This is a genomic window from Vicingus serpentipes, from assembly GCF_007993035.1.
GTDB classification, from domain to species: domain Bacteria; phylum Bacteroidota; class Bacteroidia; order Flavobacteriales_E; family Vicingaceae; genus Vicingus; species Vicingus serpentipes.
This window is the reverse complement of sequence record NZ_VOOS01000006.1, coordinates 77,556-100,540: the sequence shown is the minus strand read 5'-3', so window position 1 is coordinate 100,540 and position 22,985 is coordinate 77,556. Positions and strand designations below refer to the sequence as shown.

At 30.9% G+C, this 22,985-nt stretch carries 21 protein-coding genes; 11 read left to right on the top strand and 10 right to left on the bottom strand.

Going from position 1 to position 22,985, the window contains the following annotated elements; translation table 11 throughout:
- The first annotated feature begins 5 nt into the window (after nucleotides 1-5).
- From hemW to FRY74_RS11835, 5 genes are all read left to right on the top strand, one after another.
- Entirely contained in the window at nucleotides 6-1,133 is a 1,128-nt protein-coding gene (gene hemW / locus FRY74_RS11855; protein WP_147101884.1) for a radical SAM family heme chaperone HemW, read from the top strand.
- Nucleotides 1,130-1,879 (top strand): cyclase family protein, encoded by a 750-nt coding sequence (locus FRY74_RS11850; protein WP_147101882.1) that lies wholly within the window; start codon nucleotides 1,130-1,132, stop codon nucleotides 1,877-1,879. The genes hemW and FRY74_RS11850 overlap by 4 nt, the downstream gene beginning before the upstream one ends.
- A gap of 72 nt (nucleotides 1,880-1,951) precedes the next feature.
- Entirely contained in the window at nucleotides 1,952-2,419 is a 468-nt protein-coding gene (locus FRY74_RS11845) for an Lrp/AsnC family transcriptional regulator (protein ID WP_147101880.1), read from the top strand.
- Complete coding sequence (locus FRY74_RS11840; protein ID WP_147101878.1) at nucleotides 2,420-2,773, top strand: MmcQ/YjbR family DNA-binding protein; 354 nt, start codon at nucleotides 2,420-2,422, stop codon at nucleotides 2,771-2,773. It abuts the gene before it with no gap.
- A 13-nt stretch (nucleotides 2,774-2,786) separates the two neighbouring features.
- Nucleotides 2,787-3,359 carry a DUF502 domain-containing protein gene (locus tag FRY74_RS11835; protein WP_147101876.1) on the top strand — a complete coding sequence of 191 codons (573 nt, stop codon included), beginning with the start codon at nucleotides 2,787-2,789 and terminating at the stop codon, nucleotides 3,357-3,359.
- Here FRY74_RS11835 and FRY74_RS11830 read toward each other — a convergent pair.
- A complete protein-coding gene (locus FRY74_RS11830) occupies nucleotides 3,349-3,834 on the bottom strand; it encodes a hypothetical protein (protein WP_147101874.1) in 486 nt (161 codons plus the stop codon). The genes FRY74_RS11835 and FRY74_RS11830 overlap by 11 nt on opposite strands.
- A 97-nt stretch (nucleotides 3,835-3,931) precedes the next feature.
- Between FRY74_RS11830 and FRY74_RS11825 the strand changes: the two genes are divergently transcribed.
- The gene (locus tag FRY74_RS11825; protein ID WP_147101872.1) at nucleotides 3,932-4,807 is read left to right on the top strand and encodes a DMT family transporter; all 876 of its coding nucleotides are present in this window, start codon (nucleotides 3,932-3,934) and stop codon (nucleotides 4,805-4,807) included.
- Here the strand turns inward: FRY74_RS11825 and FRY74_RS11820 are convergent.
- The 7 genes from FRY74_RS11820 to FRY74_RS11790 all read right to left on the bottom strand — a co-directional run bounded on the left by FRY74_RS11820 (nucleotide 4,800) and on the right by FRY74_RS11790 (nucleotide 12,585).
- Nucleotides 4,800-5,171 (bottom strand): hypothetical protein, encoded by a 372-nt coding sequence (locus tag FRY74_RS11820; protein ID WP_147101871.1) that lies wholly within the window; start codon nucleotides 5,169-5,171, stop codon nucleotides 4,800-4,802. The two genes, FRY74_RS11825 and FRY74_RS11820, sit on opposite strands and share 8 nt — an antisense overlap.
- Entirely contained in the window at nucleotides 5,168-5,488 is a 321-nt protein-coding gene (locus FRY74_RS11815; RefSeq protein ID WP_147101868.1) for a (2Fe-2S) ferredoxin domain-containing protein, read from the bottom strand. The genes FRY74_RS11820 and FRY74_RS11815 overlap by 4 nt, the downstream gene beginning before the upstream one ends.
- A gap of 5 nt (nucleotides 5,489-5,493) precedes the next feature.
- Nucleotides 5,494-6,468 carry a polyprenyl synthetase family protein gene (locus FRY74_RS11810; protein ID WP_147101865.1) on the bottom strand — a complete coding sequence of 325 codons (975 nt, stop codon included), beginning with the start codon at nucleotides 6,466-6,468 and terminating at the stop codon, nucleotides 5,494-5,496.
- Nucleotides 6,468-7,421, bottom strand: coding sequence for an NAD-dependent epimerase/dehydratase family protein (locus tag FRY74_RS11805; protein WP_147101863.1), 954 nt, complete (start codon nucleotides 7,419-7,421; stop codon nucleotides 6,468-6,470). Before FRY74_RS11805 ends, FRY74_RS11810 begins: the two co-directional genes overlap by 1 nt.
- Nucleotides 7,414-8,277, bottom strand: a complete 864-nt coding sequence (rfbA, locus tag FRY74_RS11800; RefSeq protein WP_147101862.1) for a glucose-1-phosphate thymidylyltransferase RfbA — start codon at nucleotides 8,275-8,277, stop codon at nucleotides 7,414-7,416. Before rfbA ends, FRY74_RS11805 begins: the two co-directional genes overlap by 8 nt.
- A 5-nt stretch (nucleotides 8,278-8,282) precedes the next feature.
- Complete coding sequence (locus tag FRY74_RS11795; protein ID WP_147101860.1) at nucleotides 8,283-10,730, bottom strand: efflux RND transporter permease subunit; 2,448 nt, start codon at nucleotides 10,728-10,730, stop codon at nucleotides 8,283-8,285.
- 106 nt (nucleotides 10,731-10,836) lie between these two features.
- Nucleotides 10,837-12,585 (bottom strand): ABC transporter substrate-binding protein, encoded by a 1,749-nt coding sequence (locus FRY74_RS11790; RefSeq protein WP_147101858.1) that lies wholly within the window; start codon nucleotides 12,583-12,585, stop codon nucleotides 10,837-10,839.
- 225 nt (nucleotides 12,586-12,810) lie between these two features.
- On the opposite strand from FRY74_RS11790, the gene FRY74_RS11785 reads away from it, so the two are divergent.
- The 5 genes from FRY74_RS11785 to FRY74_RS11765 are packed head-to-tail and all read left to right on the top strand — an operon-like array spanning nucleotide 12,811 to nucleotide 20,245.
- Complete coding sequence (locus FRY74_RS11785; protein ID WP_147101857.1) at nucleotides 12,811-13,440, top strand: TetR/AcrR family transcriptional regulator; 630 nt, start codon at nucleotides 12,811-12,813, stop codon at nucleotides 13,438-13,440.
- Between the two features lie 11 nt (nucleotides 13,441-13,451).
- Nucleotides 13,452-14,789, top strand: a complete 1,338-nt coding sequence (locus FRY74_RS11780; RefSeq protein WP_147101855.1) for a TolC family protein — start codon at nucleotides 13,452-13,454, stop codon at nucleotides 14,787-14,789.
- 27 nt (nucleotides 14,790-14,816) lie between these two features.
- The gene (locus tag FRY74_RS11775) at nucleotides 14,817-15,983 is read left to right on the top strand and encodes an efflux RND transporter periplasmic adaptor subunit (protein WP_147101853.1); all 1,167 of its coding nucleotides are present in this window, start codon (nucleotides 14,817-14,819) and stop codon (nucleotides 15,981-15,983) included.
- 10 nt (nucleotides 15,984-15,993) lie between these two features.
- Nucleotides 15,994-19,461 carry an efflux RND transporter permease subunit gene (locus FRY74_RS11770; RefSeq protein WP_147101852.1) on the top strand — a complete coding sequence of 1,156 codons (3,468 nt, stop codon included), beginning with the start codon at nucleotides 15,994-15,996 and terminating at the stop codon, nucleotides 19,459-19,461.
- Between the two features lies 1 nt (nucleotide 19,462).
- Nucleotides 19,463-20,245 (top strand): TRAP transporter TatT component family protein, encoded by a 783-nt coding sequence (locus tag FRY74_RS11765; protein WP_147101850.1) that lies wholly within the window; start codon nucleotides 19,463-19,465, stop codon nucleotides 20,243-20,245.
- Between the two features lie 43 nt (nucleotides 20,246-20,288).
- Here FRY74_RS11765 and FRY74_RS11760 read toward each other — a convergent pair whose 3' ends face one another.
- Nucleotides 20,289-22,397 carry a T9SS type A sorting domain-containing protein gene (locus FRY74_RS11760; RefSeq protein WP_147101848.1) on the bottom strand — a complete coding sequence of 703 codons (2,109 nt, stop codon included), beginning with the start codon at nucleotides 22,395-22,397 and terminating at the stop codon, nucleotides 20,289-20,291.
- Nucleotides 22,398-22,542: 145 nt separating this feature from the next.
- On the bottom strand, nucleotides 22,543-22,947 hold the full coding sequence (locus FRY74_RS11755; RefSeq protein WP_147101847.1) for a DUF7793 family protein: 405 nt from the start codon (nucleotides 22,945-22,947) through the stop codon (nucleotides 22,543-22,545).
- Nucleotides 22,948-22,985 lie beyond the last annotated feature (38 nt).

Here is a 22,985-nt window from a genome sequence, read left to right as displayed (position 1 = left end):
TACAATTGGCTGGCATCTACATTCATATTCCTTTTTGTAAACAAAAGTGTAGCTATTGCGATTTTCATTTTTCAACATCATTAAAATATAAAACATCATTAATTGAATGTTTGGTCAAAGAAATAGCATCTAAAAAAAACTTACTTAAGACCTCTATTTCTTCTATTTATTTTGGAGGAGGCACACCTTCATTATTAAGTTACGAAGAATTAAGTCTAATTTTTGAAGCGTTACACAAAAATTATAACCTAAATAGTAATACTGAAATTACCTTTGAGTGCAACCCCGACGACATAACAGCAAGTTTGTTAAACATGTTAAAAGATTTAGGAATTAATAGATTGAGTATTGGTATTCAATCTTTTTTTGAAGATGATTTACAATTGTTTAATCGCGCACACAACTCTAGTCAAGCAAAACAAAGTGTATTACTTAGCCAAGATGTTGGTTTTGAAAATATTACTGTAGATTTAATTTACGGCTCTCCTTTACTAACCCAAAAAAAATGGGAAGCAAACTTAAATTTAATTGATAAACTAAATATACCACACTTATCAGCCTATACGCTTACTGTAGAACCAAAAACAGCTCTTCACCACCAAGTAGAAACTAACAAAATTAAACTACCAACTGATGAGCAAGCTATCTCTCAATTTAAGACTCTGATTGAAACTACTGAAAACCTTGGGTTAACTCAATATGAAATTTCAAACTTTGGAAAAGAAGGTTTTTATTCTTTTCACAACAGTAATTATTGGAAAGGCATTGAATACTTAGGATTTGGACCCTCTGCCCATTCTTTTTATGAAAATAAACGCGTTTGGAACATTTCGAATAATATAAAATATATTAATGGAATAAATGAAAATAGCGTTTACTGGGAAGAAGAAATAATTGATGAAATTACTGCTTACAATGAATATATATTAACCCGATTAAGAACAATTTGGGGAATTGAAATAGATTACATTTCTGAAAATTTTAATCCTACAATTTTAAATCATTTTAATAAAGAGTTAGCTCCTTATTTAAAATCTTCTTACCTTCAAGTTTCAAACAACAAAATAACATTAACCAAAGAAGGAATTTTTATTGCAGACAAAATTTCATCAGATTTATTCTTTGTAAAATGAAAACAACTATTGAATATAGAAATACAACTTTTAATATTGATTTATCAAAGCCACTCGACATTTCAATCCCATTAAGAGGAACCAAAGAAAATGTTACTGCGTGGTATGTTAATCCTCCTGAATTTACTCCAGTAATGGAAAATGGATTTATAGGCGATGTTAATCTGGGCGGAGCCGTAAATTTTAGAAATATTTTTTTCAACCCACACGGACATGGTACACATACAGAATGTGTTGGCCATATTAGTAAAAAGCCTTACACCATTAATCAATGCTTAAAACAATTTACTTTTCATGCAAAACTTGTTACCATAACACCCTACAACGTAGATGGTGACAGTGTAATAATGTTAGAACAAGTTGAAAAAATATGGCAAAAAAATGAAGCTGATGCATTAGTTATTAGAACAATGCCAAATAGTGATAGCAAGTTGCATAAACAATACTCAAGCACAAACCCTACATATATTCATCATAAAGCGATGCAATTTTTAGTTGATAATGGTGTACAGCATTTATTAATCGACACCCCTTCTGTAGATCGAGAAGAAGATGAAGGCAAATTATTAGCTCATCATATTTTCTGGGATTACCCAAAAAATCCCCAATTATCTAAAACCATTACTGAACTGATTTTTGTTCCTAATACGATTATTGACGACTTCTATATACTACAATTTCAAATCGCAAGCTTTGAAAACGATGCTTCTCCTAGCAAACCAACACTTTATGAAATTTTAAACTAAAATCTTGCCATTTTTCATATTGCTACGAATTTAAATTTTGCTATTTTTACGCAAACAATAGATTATTCCAAAATGAAACTTGACAATATAGATTTAAAAATATTAAAACGCCTACAAGAAAACGGCAAAATCACAAATCTTCAACTTTCAAAAGACATCGGTCTTTCTCCAGCTCCTACATTGGAAAGAGTTAAGAAATTAGAATCGAATGGTTTTATTGAAAGCTACCATGCTTTAGTGAATGAAGCTAAATTAGATTTAGGAATTACTGCTTTCATGCAAATTTCTTTAATTCGCCAACGAGATAATGCTATCAATGACTTTATTGCACAAATTGATAAAATTGATGAAGTTTTAGAATGTTATAACGTAACAGGTCAGGCCGATTATTTATTAAAAATAATGGTTAGAGACATTAAACATTTTGATTATTTAGTAAAAGAAAAACTATCGCCAATAGAGCAAATATTAAATATGCACTCTATGATTGTTATCAATAAAGATAAATACTCTAAAGTACTACCTTATAGCTATAAGTAAATGAATATTGAGCAATATCGAGATTATTGTTTAGCAAAAAAAGGAGTTACTGAAAGCTTCCCGTTTGACAAAGACACGTTAGTTTTTAAAGTAATGGGTAAAATGTTTGCATTAACAAGTGTTGAATCTTTTGATTTTATAAATCTTAAATGTGACTCAGAAAAAGCAATTGAATTACGAGAAAAGTATGAAGCCGTTAAACCAGGCTATCATATGAATAAAACTTTATGGAATTCTGTTTATCCAAACCTTGATGTTGCTGACAAAATCATTTACCATTGGATAGATGATTCTTATAACTTAATAGTGTTATCATTAACAAAGAAATTACAAGCTGAATTAGAAAGCTTATAGTTACTTTTGCTGCATGAAAAAATTACTCGCATACTTTTTACAAGGGTTACTTTACACCATCCCTATTGCTGCTACAATATACGTAGTAATTGAAGCAATTGTACTAATTGATGGTATTATACCTGTTGAGGTTCCTGGTTTAGGTATTGTAATTTTATTAATTGCCATCACATTAATTGGAATGCTAGGAAGCACCATTATTGTTCAACAAATCTTTAGCTTAGAAAGATTACTCGACAGAATTCCACTGATTAAAATAATATACACTTCCGTAAAAGATTTATTATCTGCTTTTGTTGGCAAGAAAAAAAGATTTACAGAGCCAGTATTAGTTAAGATGGAAGGAAATGTTGAGCGACTTGGTTTTATAACTCAAACCGACTTAACTGACCTAGGGATTTCAGTAGACAAAATTGGTGTTTATATACCTTTCTCTTATGCTGTAACTGGTAATTTAATAATTGTTCCTAAAAACTGTGTTACCCCTATAAATGCAAATTCAGCTGATATTATGAAGTTTATAATATCTGGTGGAGTTACCGAATTAGATGAATTAGAAGAAGAGCAGGAAGAAACTATTCATTAGCAAAAACAGTAAAGGAAACCATTCCTTTATTTAAATTTTCATAATCTAATTCAATCGAGGCTAAACCATCAGTGCTTGACCATTCTATCAATTGATTTGTGTCAGTTTTCAATTTAAATTTATCAGAATTTTCAATCTCTTCTTTTATCTTTTCCATTACAAGCTGAGCATCAACCTCATTATTAAAATAGGTATCTAATCCAACCTCATAACATCCTGCAACATCAAAAAAATAAGTTACATTAAAAGTTTCATCAATCCCTATTTTATATTCATATTCCAAATAATCTTCTTCTTCTTTAACTAAAGCCGATTTGTTTTCAGTTTTTCTAATCTCGGTCAATGTTTTATTTAACTCTACAACTCTTTCTGTTATCGTTTTATCTTTTATTAATTGGTCAAAATACGTTTTTTCAGGATTACAACCAATAATTAGTAAAATTAAAAGGGTGCTAATAATGGAACTATTTTTCATCTCTATAGAATTGAATTGATATCAAATATAGGTCTTTTCATCTTTTCTTTTATGATGATTGATTTTTTGTATTTGATTTTCAATTACATTTGATGCCATGCTCGAAAAATACAAATATCATATTTGGCTACACATAACTGTTCTTATTTTTGGATTTACTGGTGTATTAGGTAAACTTATAGAAACAAGCTCATATTTGTTGGTATGGTATAGAGTTGGTATAGCCTTAATTGCTTTATTGGGCTATTTTTTACTTAAAAAGCATTCCTTAAAAGTAGATAAGAAACTTCTAGGGAAAATTTTATTAGTAGGTGTTATCATTGCAGTTCATTGGGTAACTTTCTTTGAAGCAATCAAACAATCAAATGTATCAGTCGCATTAGTTTGTTTTTCAAGTAGCACTCTATTTACTTCACTTATCGAACCATTGTACTTCAAACGAAAAATTAAACCCTACGAACTTATATTTGGCCTTTTAATAATTATTGGGCTTTATTTTATTTTTAGTTTCGAATTTAAATACATTACAGGAATGATTTTAAGCGTATTTTCTGCAGCTTTGGCTTCATGGTTTACAGTTCTTAATGGAATGCTTATAAAGAAATCTAATTCAAAAACAATTTCCTTTTATGAACTGCTCGGAGCTTTTAGCATTGTTACTATTTACCTTTTAATTTCAAATGGGGTTAACTTTTCTATTTCAGCTACTGATATAAAATGGCTACTTATTTTAGGTGTTATTTGTACTGCTTTTGCTTTTATGCTAAGTGTAGAAGTGATGAAAAAAATATCACCTTATACGGTTACTATATCTGTTAACCTTGAGCCCATTTACTCTATACTATTAGCTTTATTAATTTGGCCTGAAAGCGAAACCATGACTTTAGGTTTCTATCTTGGAACTTCAATTGTAATTGTTACGATATTTCTAAATGCTTATTTTAAAAAAGGATTAGAAAAAAGTGCTACTTAGCACTGTACATATCTTTTATAATCACTTTTTGCAACTCTCTTTTAATAATTAAATCAGCTATTACTTCATCAGTATCAGCCTGAGCATTTTCTTTTAATTTCCTGTTTAAAAAATCTTCTTCAATGTCTATTCTATATAATAATGACATTAGCTTAATGTAATCATCATTAAGCATTTCGTCTACTAGAGGTAAAATTTGCTGAAATAGTTCTTGATATGGAGTAACTTCTTCTTTGCCAGAAAAGGTAATTTCAAAACTAAACCAATTAAAATCTTTCTGAATTTGAGCAACTACTTTTTCTAATAAATCTGTACGATTATAATAAGTAGACAAGTCGTTTAAACCTGGAATTAATTGACTCATTTTTTATTGAATTTCAAACGTAATCTTTCTACCGGTTGGTTATTTAAAATATGCTGAGTAAAAATCTCTTCCACATCATTGGGGGTTACTTTTCCATAAAAAACACCTTCAGGATAAATTACCATTATGGGACCTTGTTCACAAATATCAAAACAACTAGCCCGTTGTGCTCTTACCTTCATTTTTAACTTATGCGATTGTATTAACTCTTTAAAACGAGCCACAATTTCAGTTCCATTTTCTTCACCACAACTGCATCTTACTGCATTTTCGTCACGTTGATTGATACAAACAAATATGTGTTTTTGATATTTCAAGGTGCTTAATTTTCTCTGTGCATTAATTGTTTTGCAAAGTCTTCAAAAACTTTCTTTTTATCTTCAGGAGCATCAATCGAATCTAAATGAGAAATAGCTGTATTATAAAACAAATTCATTTCATCTATTGCAGCTTTTTTAACACCTAATGCATTAAAAATTGTTTTAATACGTTCTACCTTATTTTCAGGTTTTATAGCGGTTGATGTTAAACAAAATTCTAATTCTTTTCTTGTTTCTCCTTTGGCCAACTCTTTAGCTTTTAACAACAAGTAAGTTTTTTTATTCGCAATAACATCTCCTCCTACTTGTTTTCCAAACTTTTCAGGGTCACCATAAAGATCTAATATATCATCCATTAGTTGAAATGCTATTCCTAAATTTCTTCCAAACTCATAAATATGGTTAGCGTCATCTTGCTTTGCATTTGCAATTAAAGCACCAATCTTTAAACTAGCTGCTAATAAAACAGCTGTTTTTAATTCAATCATTTTTAGGTAATCGTCAATGGAAACATTTTCCAAAGTTTCAAAATCCATATCGTATTGTTGTCCCTCACAGACCTCAACAGATGCTTTATTAAAAATGGCTAAAATATCTGCCAATTTATCGTTATTATCTTTTGCAAGTAATTGAATTGCATTTACAAACATTACATCACCAGACAATATTGCGGTATTTGTATCCCATTTTTTAAACACAGTAGTTTTACCCCTTCTTAATGGAGCGTCATCCATAATATCATCATGAACTAAGGTGAAATTATGAAATACTTCAATAGCTAATGCTGAGTTCATAGCTCTTACAGCTTTCCCACCAAATAAATCATTAGCCAACAATAATAATGCAGGTCTAATTCTTTTTCCACCTAAGGTTAAAGTATATTTTATTGGCTCATATAATTTTTTTGGTTCTTTATTATATGAAAGTTCATCAATTGCTTGATTAACGATAGAAATGTAATGGTTTATTTTTTCCATTAAGACAATATATAACTAGTATCCTTTAATATTTCTTTTATTCCTTGTTCTAAAGTCAATAAATCTTTATCACCTAATAATTCTTTCATTTTAGTAATATCAGGATGTCTTCTAGTCATATCTCCCTCTGGTAAAGGCGGCAAGAAAACTAATTTAGATTTCGAATTAGTTAGTTCTATAATTAACTTAGCCAAATCAAGAACAGTTGTTTCTTGATTATTTCCAATATTAATCGTTTGGTTTGCTTGTTCGTCAGAAAAAGCTGCTTTAATACATGCTTCAACATTATTTTTCATAAAACAAAACGTTCTGGTTTGACTTCCATCACCATAAATAGTTATGTCCTCGTTATTTAATGCAGCATTTATAAACTTAGATATTACAAAATCTTTACTTTGCTTTGGTCCATAAGTATTAAAAAAACGAAAAACAGTAAAGTCCAATCCAAATTCTTGTTTGTATGATTTTAGAAAAGCTTCTCCTACATTTTTTACAATAGCATAAGGTAGTCTTGAATTTAAAGGAGTTGTTTCTTCATTTTGAGGATATTCAACTGGTTCACCATAAACTTCAGAAGATGAAGCATACATTACTCGTTTTACCCCTGTGTTTTTTGATAAATCTAATATATTTTTTATCCCTGTAATATCATTTAAAACCTTAACAGGATTTTGCAATGTTCTTTGAACTCCAACTAATGCAGCATAATGAAATACATAATGAAAAGAAAAAGTATGAAAAACACTTGTAATTTCTCCAATATTATTTACATCACATTGAATAAACTTTAAGTTATTATGCTCTGCTATTGGTAATTTATTTTTAGAACCAGTTAGTAAATTATCTACTACTACTACAAAATTTGAAGCGTCTTTAATTAACTCTTCAACTAAACCACTACCAACAAATCCTGCACCACCAGTAACTAATATGTTCTTCTTAAATTCACTCATTTACAATTTCCATTAAATAAGTACCATATCCACTTTTAATTAAAGGCTTTGCTAAAGCTTCTAATTCTGTTTTGGTAATGAATCCTTTTCGGTAGGCTATTTCTTCTAAACAACCAATTTTCAATCCTTGTCTTTCTTCAATTACTTGAACATATTGCCCAGCTTGCATTAATGAAGCATGTGTTCCTGTATCAAGCCAAGCAGTTCCTCTATCCAAAATACCTACTTCTAATTTTTCTCTTTCTAAATATATTTTATTTACATCCGTAATTTCGTACTCTCCTCTAGAACTAGGTTCTAAGTTTTTAGCAATTTCTATAACCTCGTTATTGTAAAAATATAGTCCTGGTACAGCAAAATGAGATTTAGGGTTAGTAGGTTTTTCTTCAATAGATATAGCCTTCAAATTCTTATCAAACTCAACAACTCCATATCTTTCTGGATCTGATACGTGGTAGGCAAACACAACTCCTCCTTTAGGATTTGTCTTCTCCATTAATAATTGTTCTAATCCTGTTCCATAAAAGATATTATCCCCTAAAATTAAAGCTACATCTTCATCTCCAATAAAATCTTCTCCTATTACAAAAGCCTGAGCTAATCCATTTGGTACTTCTTGAATCGCATATTCAAACTTACAACCAAACTGAGAACCATCTCCAAGTAACGTTTTAAAACTTGGATTATCATGAGGAGTTGTTATTATTAATATTTCGTTAATACCGGCACTCATTAATACTGATATTGGGTAATAAATCATTGGCTTATCGTAAATAGGCATTAATTGTTTACTTACCGCTAAAGTTAATGGATGAAGCCTCGTTCCTGAGCCTCCTGCTAATACAATTCCTTTCATAATAACTAATTTTCTATACTCTCTTTTTCAATATATTTCACCTCTAATTCATCCAACTCTATATCTTCGTCTTCATCAAAAATTTCAATTAAAGGCTCTTTTTTAAATGCTTTTGTTGTTAATGCTTTATCTAAAGATAATAATAATGATGGTAAAAGGACAAGGTCAGCTAATATTGCCATAGTTAAAGTAAAAGAAACCAAATAACCTAAAGCTACGGTCCCTCCAAAACTTGACACAGTGAAAACTCCAAATCCAAAAAACAAAATTGTAGACGTGTAAATCATGCTTACTCCTGTTTCTCTTAATGCTAATATCACAGCTTTTTTAATGCCTATTTTATGGATCTTTAATTCTTGTCTATATTTTGCTAAAAAATGTATCGTGTCATCAACTGAAATACCAAAAGCAATACTAAAGATTAATATTGTTGAAGGTTTTATAGGAATACCTATATACCCCATTAGTGCTGCAGTGGTTAATAGCGGTAATAAATTAGGAATTAACGATACTAAAACCATTCTTACTGAAGAAAATAATACCGACATCAATGACGCTATTAGTAAAATTGCTAACGCAAGACTGGTAAATAAATTTTCTACTAAGTAATCTGTTCCTTTAAGAAAAACCACACTTGTTCCTGTTAAGGTAACATTATAATCTTTTGGAGAAAATATAGAGTCTATCTTCGGTCTGATTTCATCAAGTAATACATTCATTTCTTGAGTTCCTATATCAGCCATTTGAAAACTAACTCTTGTAATTTGATTTGTTGAATCGATGAAAGATGAAAAGTCTTTTTTCACACTATCTTGAGTCACATAATTTTTTAATTTTTTGAGCTCAGTAGCAGGTGGTAAAATATAAAATTTAGGTTTACCTTTTTTATACGCTTGATATGAAAATTGAATAGCCTCGACTATAGAAAGCGGCTTAGAGAATTCATCATATGAAGACAATTCCTTTTGAAGTTTTTTGATTTTATACAATGTTTTTCCATTATCCGCAAATACTCCACCTTTCTTTTTAGTATCAATAACAACTTCAAAAGGCATTACGCCTTTAAAACTCTTTTCAAAGAATTTTAAATCTTGAACAATAGGATCATCTTTTGGTAAATCATCAATTATATTCCCTGTTGTTGTAATTAATGAAATTCCATACAATCCTAAAATCAAAATAAGAACTGTAACTGCATAAACTTTTTTACGATGGTAGCTAACAATATTAACAAGCACCTCAACCATCTTTACCATCATCTTGTTTTCAAGATGCTTTGTATGACGTTGTTTTGGTGGTGCTAAAAAACTAAATATTATAGGTATTAATAAAATAGATAAAGTAAACACCATAAAAATATCTAGTGATGCAACGATTCCAAATTCAACTAATATTGAACTTTGTGTAAAAATAAATGTAGCAAACCCTAAAGCTGTTGTTGTATTTGTAAGAAATATAGCATTACCTGTTTTTTGGATTACTCTACTTAAAGATTTAGCTTGATTACCATGCTTTTTATACTCCGAATGATATTTATTTAAAAGGAATATACAATTAGGAATACCTATCACGATAATTAGTGGAGGAATTAATCCTGTCAAAATAGTTATTTCAAAACCAAAAATTGATAACAACCCCATTGCCCATATAACTCCAACACAAACAACTAACATTGAATACATTGTAACCTTAAAAGACCTAAAAAAGAGGTATAATATAAAAGAAGTAATAAGTATTGATAGAATTAAAAAGATTTTAATCTCACTTGCAACCTTTGTAGATGAATTAGCTCTAATGTAAGGCAACCCTGACTTATGAACTTTTATTCCTGTAATGCTTTCAAATTTTTCAACTTCCGCATTAATGGCTTCAAAAATTCCATTTCGATATTTTGAGTCTAATACTTCTCGATTAAGAGTAATTGCTATAAGTGAAGCATGTGTTGAATCTGAGTATAAAAAACCTTCATAAAAAGGATAATTATATAATTCTTTTTTTAATGAGTCTACTTCTGATTGAGTTGTCGGTTTTTTCTTTACGATTTGCTCAAAATCAAACCTTTTTTTAGCTGAATTTTTTTTAAGTGTGTAGGCACTTGCCACAGATAATGCTTGGGTTGTTCCGTCAACTATAATCTTTTTCCCATCTTTTTTAAAATCAACTCTGATTTCTTTAATGTTTTTAGTTAAATCATACCAAGCATTAAAGTTAGTTAGTTCATATAATCTTTCATTTTTTATTCCAATAACAACAACACTTCCATCTTGACCAAAATTTCTTTTAAAATTATCGTAGGATATAAATGTAGAATCAGTCTTTGGAAGCATTTGAGCCATTTGATAACTCATCTTTGCGAACTGAGCAAAATAGCCCATCACACAAGTTATCAATCCTAAAACAATTAAGATTGCAATTCTATTTTTTAATATGAGTTTTGAAATTTTAAACCACATAGACTTTACTCTAATTACATTTAAGAGTATGCAAATATCATAAAATTAAAAAGGAAAACTTGGGAATAAATGGTATTATTCCCAAAAATATTACAATGCATAATTATTATTTACTCTCCTCGTCTTGAGTATTTTCTGACTTAGGGGTTTTCTTAACATGTATTAAGTTTTGAATATGCATAATACTCGGTTGATAACCAGAAATATTTGATTGAAGTAATCTGTAGTTTTCGTTATACCAAAGTGGTACTATTGGCGCTTCATTAATCATCAATTGCTCTGCTTTAAGGCAAATTTCATTTCTTTGTCCTTCATCCATTGTCGATACTGCAAGTTCATAAAGCTTATCAAATTCTTTATTTGTATATCTAGATGCATTTGGGTAAGAACTTTCTTCCATAGAAGATGGAACTGTTGCTCCATAAGCAATACTTAAAAAATTATCAGGAGTTGGAAAATCTGCAAGCCAAGCTGCAATAGACATGTGGGCTTCACCTTTAGCTTCTGCAGCAATTTTTTCAGCAAATGATACTGAAACAATTTCTACATTTATATTTAAAGATGTTCTGAATTCTTTCTGAATTTCTAACCCGACTCTTAATGCCTGGCTTTCTTTTCCTGCATTATATAATTTTAATGTAGGAAACCCTTCTCCATTTTTATATCCAGCTTCAGCCAAAAGTTGTTTTGCTTTTTCAACATTATACTCTAATCCAACAATTGATTCATAATCATAACCTTTAATAGCTGGGGGAACAATACCGTTATTTGCAGGGCCATAAGCTTCTCCGTTTAAAACAACATCAACTATTTTGGTTTTATTAATACACATTGCTATTGCTTGTCTAACTTTTACGTTATTAAGCGGCTCAACCATTGTATTTAGTTGAAGATACGACGTAACCAATTCAGGGTATCTTCCTAAAACATATTTAGGAGGTTTTGCTTCAAAATCAGAAATTTGATTTTCAACAACAGTTTTAATTGAAGCTGAAGGTAAATCAACAATTACATCTAACTTCCCTTCTTGGAACATCTCAAGTTTTTCTTGACTATTACTTACATAATAAACAACAACTTTATCTAAATAAGGTAATTTTTTCCCTTCTTTATCCGTGATGTGATAGTTTTCATTCTTAACTAAAGTTGTTTTAAATTCTTTTTCATTATGACTCTCATATTTAAAAGGTCCCGTACCAATGAAACAGTCCGATTTATTTTCAAAAGCTTCTTTAGGTACAATAGCAGTATTAATAACTGCTAAGGTATTTAAAAAATTAGTCGAAGGCTTTACTAACGAAATTTCAATTGTATTATCATCAATAATCTTAATTCCTTCTATTTCATTAACATCTTCATTATCATGAAAAGCAATTGCACCAACCAAACTATTTTTAAAAAATGAATATCCATAATTCCCAGAAACATTTGAACAAGTTCTTTCAAGGCTGTATTTAACATCTGAGGCTACTAACTCTCTTCCTTTTCCATTTTCAAAACAAGGATTATCATGAAAGTAAACACCTTTTTTTAACTTAAAAATATATGTCAAACCATCTTCACTTACCTCCCATGATTCTGCAATTAATGGTTCTAAAGACAAATCTTTCTCATTAAATTTCAGTAGTCCTTCATAAATCTGCCCCAACACTTGAAAAGAAAATCCATCCACCACTTTTATAGGGTCAAACCCTTGAATATTTTCACTTAATGCTAAATTAAATGTAGCCCCTTGAGATTTCGAGTCTGAAACAACCCCATCTTCTTTTGATTCTTTTTCTTTATTCTCTCCTCCGCATGAGAATAACAATATTCCAGCGAATAACAAAGCGACTGTTCTTTTCAAATAAATCATATAGTATCTTCTTTAAAAACCAAATATACTAAAATCGCTATTCGAATTCAATAACTATGGCTTTTTACCTAAAAAAACTTCAATCAATTCATCTTTATTAAATAAAGATTCATCTATTAATTATATTAAAAAGTCTAAAAAATAAAGTAAATGGAAACGTTTTTTACTTAAATCGTTTCCAACGTGGAAGTAGTTTCCTAAGTTTGTTCTCTAAATTGAGAAAAAATGGATAAACATCATCATGTAATAGCCGAAATAACTAAGCTTTTTATGAAGTTAGGCATTAAAAGTCTTACCATGGAAGATATTGCTCGTCATGTAGGAATCTCTAAAAAAACACTTTATTTATTCGTTTCGGATAAAAACGATTTAGTAAAAAAAGGGATAAGCTTAATGATTGAGCACGAAAAACAAACCCTTAGTTCAGCAAGAGAGGAAAGTGTAAATGCAATAGATGAATTAATAGGTGTAACTAAATGTGTTAGTTCTGAAATTGGTGAGATACACCCATCAGTAATTTTTGATCTACAGAAATATCACCCTGAAGCATGGAAGTTATTAGAAAATCATAAAAAAGCATTTATTCATAGCATGATGCTTGATAACCTGAAAAGAGGAATTAAAGAAGGTTATTATCGAGAAAATATAAATCCGGAAATTATTGCAAACATCTATATAGGTATGGTTGACAATATTCTGAATCCTGAAAATCCGATTAACAAAACACTTAGTATTGACAAAATGCATACTGAAATAATTAGATATCACATTAGGGGTATTGCAAATGACAAAGGACTCACCTATTTAAAAGAAGCCCTTAAAAATGTTGAAAACAGCAAATTTGATTTTAATTAAATAAAAGAATAATGATAAAAACAATAACTACTATTTACTTATCAACTCTTGTTGCTTTAGCTCTTGCTCAAGAGACTCAGAGCTTTTCTTTAGCTCAAGCTCAAAGCTATGCACTAGAAAACAACTATGATAAGTTAAATGCTGAAAGCGATCTTTTAATTGCAAAAAAGAAAGTTTGGGAAACCACTGGAATTGGTTTACCTCAAGTAAATTTTGAGGCAAAACTTCAAAATTTTATTGATTTACCTACTAGCCTTATCCCTGCTAACGCATTTGATCCAAATGCTCCTGCAGGCGAATTTGCAGAATTAAGGTTTGGTACAAATTATAATAATTCAGCAACAATATCAGCCAATCAACTTTTATTTGATGGCTCTTATTTAGTTGGTTTAAAAGCAGCAAGAGTTTATAAAGAATTTTCTGAAAAAAATATTTCCAAAACTGAAATACAAGTTAAAGAAGATGTAGCTCAAGCTTATTACCTTGTTTTAGTTGCAGAAGAAAATAAGAGGATTTTAGAAGAAGTTGCAACAACAACTGAAAAGCTATTGAGTGAGACTACAAAAATTTACGAAGAAGGATTTGCTGAAGAACAAAATGTTGATCAGCTAAGACTTACACTAAATGATATAAATAACTCTTTAGCGTATGCAGAGCAACAATTATCTATTGCAAAGAATTTACTCAAGTTTCAACTAGGTTATGAAATCAAAAATGAGATTAACTTAACTGATAATATTGAATCACTTTTAAAATTATCTGACCCTGAAAATAGTATTAGCAAAGAATTTGATATTACGAATAATGTCGATTATCAAATGATTAAAGTTAATGAGGAATTAATGAAGCTAAATTTCAATAAAGAAAAATTTTCATTTGCTCCTTCTGTCGCTGCATTTTTTAGTCACTCACAACAAAATATGAGTAATGATTTTGATGCTTTTAGCGGAGGTAAATATTACCCACAAACATTATGGGGTATCTCTTTACAATTGCCTATTATTTCAGGAGGAATGAGATTAGCTAAAACTGGCCAAGCAAAAGTTGAGTATTTAAAAGCACAAACAACCTCAAAAAAAGTTGAACAAAGTTTGATATTGCAAGCTGAAAGAAGTAAAGCTGAGTATACATCTGCACTAAGCGTTTACAACAACCAAAAAGAAGGGGTAACTCTTGCTAAAAAAATTAATAACCATTCCATTATTAAATATAATGAAGGGATTATATCAAGTTTAGAATTATCTCAATCACAAAATCAATATTTAGATACTGAAGCAAAATACATAAAATCATTACTTGATGTATTTAATGCTAAATCGAATTTAAATAAAGCAATAGGAACTAATTAAAATAGAAAAAACTAACTCATAATAAAAATGAAAAAATCATTATCAATACTTGCAATAGTTGTTTTCTTGTTTTCTTGTGGAAGTAAAGAAAATAAAACCGTAGAAGAAATTGTAGCAGAAAATAATTTGGAAGAAATTAGAGCGAAAAGAGCTGAAATAGTTGACCAACAAACACTTTTTGCCGAACAATTAGAATTTATCGATACTAAAATAGCAGAATTAGATAGCAATAAAAAAATACCTCTTGTTACTTCTTTTGTTGTAGCAGAAGCTATATTCAATCATTATGTTGAACTACAAGGAAATGTAAGCACTAAAAACCTATTGGTTATATACCCTGAATTTGCTGGAATATTAACGAATGTTTATGTTAAAGAAGGAGATAAAGTAACAAAAGGGCAAACGCTTGCAAAAATTGATGATGGAGGGTTAAGTCAGCAATTAGCTCAGTTACAAATACAAGCAGATTTATCTAAAACCACTTTTGAAAGACAAGAGCGATTATGGAAACAAAAAATTGGTAGTGAAATGCAGTATTTACAAGCAAAATCTAGCTACGAAGCTCAAACAAAAGCAGTAAGTCAAATGCAAGAGCAAATAGAAAAAACGATAGTAAAAGCTCCTTTTTCTGGAATTATTGATGATGTTATTTCTGAACAAGGTAGTATGGTTTCTCCTGGTGGTTCTCAATTAATGAGAATATTGAATTTAGACAATATGTACATTGAAACGAATGTTCCAGAAAAACACTTAACATCCATTACCAAAAACAAAAATGTGGAAGTTGAATTTCCAATTTTAGGGAAAACCATCAAATCCACTATCCGAGAAACAGGAAACTACATCAATCCTGCTAACAGAACATTTAAAGTAGAAATTAGTTTACCAAACGACAACAACGAAATTAAACCAAACCTTACAGCTAAGGTTAAAATAAATGATTACACCAGCGAAAAAGCTTTACTAATTCCTCAAAGTATAATATCTGAAAATGCACAAGGAGAGCAGTATGTTTATGTAATTAAAAACCGAAAAGGTAAAGATGGTATTGCTGAAAAAGCAATCATTACAACGGGTAAAACACAAGGTGATGTTATAGAAGTTTTATCAGGAATAGAAAACGGAACAGAAATGATTATTGAAGGTGCAAGAAGCATTCAAGATGGTCAAACTGTTAAAATTTTAAACTTATAATAAGCTAAAAATGTCAGAAAAAAATCAAAATACAGAAAAGGAATTTGGCTTATCTGCATGGGCAATTCATAACAAAACCACAATATATGTGGCGATGATTATTATCTTGTTTCTGGGTGTTTCTGCATACTTTAGTATGCCTAGAGAAAGCTTTCCTGAAATTAAAGAAACTAAAATATATGTAAGCTCAATTTACCCAGGAAATACTGCTGAGGATATTGAAAAATTGATAACGGACCCGCTTGAAGACAGACTAAAAACTGTAAGTAATGTTACTAAAATTACATCTACTTCTCAAGAAGATTATTCAATGGTAATTGTTGAATTTGACGAACATATTTCAGTTGACCAAGCAAAGCAAAAAATAAAAGACAATATTGATACTGAAACAGCAAGTGAAGATTGGCCAACATTTAATGGGGCTAAAGTAGAGCCTAATGTTTTTGAATTAAGCATGTCGGAAGAAATCCCAATTCTTAATATTAATATTTCTGGAGATTACCCAGTTGATAGGTTAAAAGATTTTGGAGTTTATTTAGAGCGTAAAATTGAAAGCTTAAATGAAATCAAACAAGTTGATATTAGAGGTGCTCAAAATAGAGAAGTAGAAGTAGCTGTTGACATCTATAAAATGATGGCGGCAAAAGTGAGCTTTGATGATATTAAAAATGCTATTAATGGTGGCAACGTAACAATGTCGGCAGGCAACTTGGTTGCTAGTGGGCAAAGAAGAACCATCCGTATTATTGGAGAAATTGACGATCCAAACCAACTGAAAAATTTTGTAGTAAAAAACGAAAGAAGTAATCCGATTTATTTGGGAGATGTTGCTGAAGTGTTTTTTAAAGAAAAAGAAAGAACAACTTATGCAAGAGAGTTTGGCGATAGGGTTGTTATGCTTGATGTTAAAAAACGAGCAGGAAAAAATATGGTTGATGCTGCTGAAAAAATAGACATCATTGTTAAAGAAGCAAAAGAAAATGTTTTACCATCTGATTTAAAAGTTACGATTACAAATGATCAATCTTCTAAAACAATTGGACAAGTTGATGACTTAGTAAATAATATCATATTCGGAATTATACTTGTAGTTGGAGTTTTAATGTTCTTTTTAGGTTTTAAAAATGCATTGTTTGTTGGATTTGCAATACCTATGTCGATGTTAATGTCTTTAATGATATTGGAAGGACTTGGTTACACCATGAATACCATGATTTTATTTGGTTTAATTATGGGATTAGGTATGCTTGTTGACAACGGAATTGTAGTTGTTGAAAATGTTTATCGACTTATGGATGAGGAGGGCATGAGTAGAATTGAAGCTGCAAAAAAAGGGATTAGTGAAATTGCTTTCCCAATTATAATTTCAACTGCTACAACTGTTGCAGCATTCGTTCCGCTAGGAATGTGGCCTGGTGTAATGGGTGAATTTATGATTTACTTTCCTGTAACCTTATCAGTAGTTTTAGGTTCTTCACTATTTGTAGCTATATTCTTTAATTCAGTTTTAGTTTCTCAATTTATGACCACTGAAGACAAAGATATGCCTTTAAAGAAAATCATTTCAATTACTTCAATTGTTGGGGTTATAGGCCTATTAATTTTATTCCTTGGAGGAACTTATAAAGCTTTAGGGACAATAATGGTTTTTACAGCAATTATGTTGTGGGTTTACAGATTAGGGCTGCGTAAAATGGTTAATTATTTTCAAACTAAAATACTTACCCGATGGGAAGTTATGTATGAAAAAACTTTGCGTTTAGCTTTAAAAGGCTGGAGACCATATGCTGTTACTATTGGAACAGTATTGTTATTATTTGTTGCTTTTGGAGGTTTTGGAGGTTCAATTGCAAGTCAACGAACAAAAGTTGAGTTTTTCCCTGACAATACTCCAAATCAAATTATAGTATATATTGAGTACCCTGAGGGAACAGATATTGAAAAAACAAATGCTATTACAAAAGAAATTGAAGAGCGAGTTTATGCCATATTAAATGCTCCTGAAAATATGGATGGTGATTACAATTTTTTAGTTGAAAGTGCTGTTTCGCAAGTTGGTGCTGGTGCAGGAAATCCTCAAACAGATGGTGGTTCTGCTGCAGAAATGCCTCACAAAGGAAAAGTAACTGCTTCTATGCGAGAATACAAATACCGAAGAGGAGCTGATAGTAAAGAACTGCAAAGAAAAGTTCAAGAGGCTTTAAAAGATATCTATCCTGGTGTTGCAATATCGGTAGAAAAAGAAGCTGTTGGTCCTCCTGCTGGTTACCCAATAAACATCGAATTACAAGGGGAAGATTACGCTGAATTAATTGCTACAGCCGAGAAAATGAAAGATTTTATAAACGGTAAAAGTATACAGGGAATTGATGAATTAAAAATTGATGTAAACAAAGCAAAACCAAGTATGCAAGTTGAGATAGACAGAAAAAAAGCTGGTGAGCTTGGGGTAAACGCAGCTCAGGTTGGACAACAACTTCGTAATTCTATTTTTGGTGTAAAAGCTGGTGTTTACAAAGAAGATGGTGATGATTATGATATTTATGTTCGTTTTAACAAAGAAAATAAATACAACACTAGCGCTTTATTTGACCAAAAGATAACCTTTAGAGACATGTCTGATGGGCAAATTAAAGAAATACCGGTTTCAGTTGTTGCATCACAAAAAAACAACTCAGGCTTTAATGCAATTAAGCATAAAAATGCAAAAAGAGTAGTAACTGTTTACTCTGCATTAAGCCCTGGATTTACTGATGCAGGCGCTATTGTAAAAGAAGTTCAAGCTGAAATGAAAAATTTTACAGACAAACCAGAGTCTGTAAATATTGATTATACTGGACAAATTGAAGAACAAAATAAGCAAATGTCATTTTTAATGGGTGCTTTTTTTACTGGTCTTGGTTTAATCTTTTTAATCTTAATCTTTCAGTTCAATTCTATTTCTAAACCTGCTATTATTATGCTAGCTATCTTTTTAAGCTTAATTGGGGTTTTTGGTGGTTTAATTGTAACCGGAAAACCATTCGTTATTATGATGACCATGATGGGAATTATCTCATTAGCCGGAATTGTTGTAAACAACGGTGTGGTGCTTCTAGATTATGCTGATTTATTAATTAAAAGAAAAAAAGAAGATTTAGGATTAACTAAACATGAATTTGTTGGAAAAGATGATTTATACGAATTAATTGTAAGAGCAGGTAAAGCTCGTTTACGTCCGGTATTACTTACTGCTATTACAACCATTTTAGGCTTAATACCTTTAGCTACAGGTTTAAACATTAATTTTTATACTTTAGTCAGCGAATTTGATGCAAACATTTATTTTGGAGGTGACAACGTAATATTTTGGGGCCCATTAGCTTGGACTGTAATTTATGGTTTGTTTATTGCTACCTTCTTAACTTTAATAGTTGTACCAGTATTATTTTTGTTAGTTGAAAAACTAAAAATGAGGTTAAAAAAAGTGAGTGCATAACATGAGTGTTTTTTATAGGTTAGTTATATTATTTTTTATCAGTTTGGGCGTTTCATCTTGTTTCGCCCAAACTGATTTAGAAAAAGGGATTATTTATTTTGATAAAAGAGCCGAAATACATGAAGGACTTATTGTTGACTCTACCAATATTAACCTAGCCATTAGTTCGTTTACTAAAAGCATAGCTGAAAATAAAAATACAGAAAGAGCTTACGATTATTTACTATTAAGTTACTACTACAAAGGTGCTTTTGTGGTAAGAACTAAAGACGAGCAGAAAAAAAACTACTTGTTAGGATCAGAACTAGGCGAAAAAGCAATTGCACTTTACCCTAAAAACAGTGCTATTCTACTCTGGTATATTGCCAACTTTAGTAAATATGGCGAGGCAAAAGGAATTGTTTCTTCTGCTAAAGAAGGCTTAGCAGATAAAATTAAAACTTACACCGAAAAATTGATGGATTTAGATCCTGCTTTTGCTGATGGTGCACCTCATAAATTAATGGGCGTTATTAATTATAAAGTTCCAAACATTCCTTTTATACTTACTTGGCCTTCGAAAGAAATTGCTGAGAAACACCTTATTGAAGCGCTAAAAATAAACCCAAAGTCGATTTCTAACATTTACTTTTATGCTGAGTATTTAACTGAAGTTAAAAGAAATGCAGAAGCAAAAGTATTGTTAAACAAAATATTAAGCGCCTCCCCTAGGGAAGACGCTTTAATTGAAGATTTATATGACATTGATATGGCTAAAAAATTATTAACTAAAATCAATAAATAAAAACACCACATCATTCCGTGCTTGACACGGAATCTTTCATTTGCTACTGTTTCACCATTTTCTTGGTAATTCTAGTTGCTCCATCGGTAATTTGCACAAAATATATTCCGTTTGCTTCTGCAGATAAATCTACCATTGTGTTAGTTGTTGAAATAAGCTGATTGCTTACCAATTTACCATACATATTAAACACCATTAACTGCGCTGTTGCATTCTCCAATTTATAGTTTACCATAAATTGGTTGTTAAATGGGTTTGGATAAACCTGTAAGTTATTTTCTTGCTCTTCAACTTTGTTTACACTAGCTAAAACACCTCCACAAACCGATTGAAAATCGTTTAAATAATAACTACGTATAGAATCGATACGCTCTTGCATTACAACAATACCCGCAGTATTCGCTGTATTTTGGTAATCTCTACCAAAAACTAAGGCTAAATCTAACTCTTTCATATCACCTGGTTGCAACTCAAAAGGGCCTGTTGAGCCTATACTTCCACTTCTGTCTCCTGGCAAATTCCCTTCACTCATTTCCGACCAACTAGTTGGTGTTGCCGAAACACCTCCAGTACTCCATAATAAAGGGTCGCTATCTCCTGGATACAAATAACTCGAAGCTACTGCACCAACAACACCATCTGCTAATCCTGTTCCATCTCCACCCCATGACATCGGGAATCCTCCTGTTACTCCTCCCCATTTACCTTGCATGTAGTACCATTGTCGAACAGCACCATAAGGATAAGGAGGTTCGCCATTAATAGGGTTATTTTCAATATTAAAATTTATAAAATGCTCCATTCCTAAATACTCGTTATCAGGTATTCCGTCTCCATAACCAACTCCTAGCCCTGCATAAGGTATTCCATCTTGTGCTATTGCGGCTGATATATTTGTTGTTAAAGGGTTATCTATTCCATCATTATCTTTTTTAGGTCCTTTTAAAAACACTACTCCTTGCGCTGGTGGATGTGCTCCATAACCACCTACACCATTACGGCTTTCATTAAAGTCGTCTCCATTGTATACATAAAAAGCACCGCGTTCCACATCACAGGCTATATATTCCTCTTGCCCTGGTCCAATTTCAAAATCTACAAAAAAACCTGCATAATTATCCCACAGAACAAAGTTACCTCGATTATATATTTTGTAATTTATAAAAATGGTATTGTTAATTGCCGAATCTGATGGGCAATCATAAGCATAAGCCATACCATGTATTTCTAATCTATAACTAGAGATATTGGGGCTTCTACTATCATTTTTAATAAAATAAACAGCTTGTTGTCCTTTTATTTTTGGGTAATCTCCTTCCATTGGGTTATAGATTCCATCCATATCTGCATCTACAAAAGGTGCTAAATTGGCTGCTTGCCCTTTACTAATATCACCATGTGCAGGCCAATTTTCTATTTCATCTATTGGACTATAGCCTGCATTAGTATAATTAGCTAAATGATAATCAATTTCCGTTTGGCTTACTTTCCAAACCCTATCCCATTTTTCGCTATATGCTTCATAATATTCTTGATCCATTATTGGGCCAGAAGATCGGCCTTGCGTAGCATATCTTGGTGCCCAAGAATAAACATTTCCAGATGTATTTGAACCTGATATCCAAAAGTTTGCAGAGTGAATTGTGTTTAAATACGGGTCAATTCCAACTTCCCCTTTTGGCACTCTAAATTCTGAAACTGCAGGAGTAACTTCACGATTTGTAAATAAAGCTTCTTGGTCTATCCTAGCACTTATATTATTTAAATCTAAGTTAGAAGAACTTCTCATAACGTGAATATAAATTTTAGCCGTATCATAAAGTGATGGAATAACTTCATCCGTTAAAACATAAGTTATACTATCTAACCCAAAAAACCCTGCTTGAGGTGTAAACAAAAGACTTTTTAATCCCAACCAAGAAGTACTCCCTGTATAATATATAGGCGCGATTTGATTTGAACCAGAATAAATAACAGTATCAACTATTTTAAAAACTCCTGATACTGTATCATTTTGAATAATTTCATTTCTTAAAATGGATGTAGAGATTTCAGGATAAGTATAAAAGATATCATTAACCGCTATCGGGTTTTGTGCATTTACATTTAATGTAAATAATGCAACAAATAAAATAATTAGTAAGTTTTTCATAAGCTTTGTTTTTGTTGATTCTATTAATTCTACTCCAAAGAAATAAAATGGTTTGAAAATACAGACAAAAAAAAACGTAGAGTTTCTAAACGGTCGTTTTTGGAGCACGAACGGTCACTTTTTAAAAAAAGTTTAGTAAAATTTATTACTTAGTTTGATTTTCTCGTTGGTATAATAACCAATCTAAAGCCTCTTTTTCGTTATTAAAAACTTGCATTTTATGCTTGGGCTTTTGCACTTTAAGCACAAAATTGGCAATCAATTTATGAGGCATAGATTGTACTACAATAGCTTCAGCTATTTTAAATGACGATCTTTTTTGACTCGCAAATTGATTTCTTACTTCGAGCGAAGTATTTGAACCTTCATTAAAAACAATTAAAAAATATAACCTTTGGGCTTTAAAAAGTGTTTGGTAGGCATTATAATTTTCCTCTAAATCTTCTAACTCTGGCTCTACATTTTTTTTCACTTCAACACGAACCATATCATCATCCAACTTGGTGATGAATGATATTTTAGTTTCTATGTCGAAATTTTGAGCCTTCATATTAAAGCTAAAATTAACAAGTAAATGTATATGCTCCA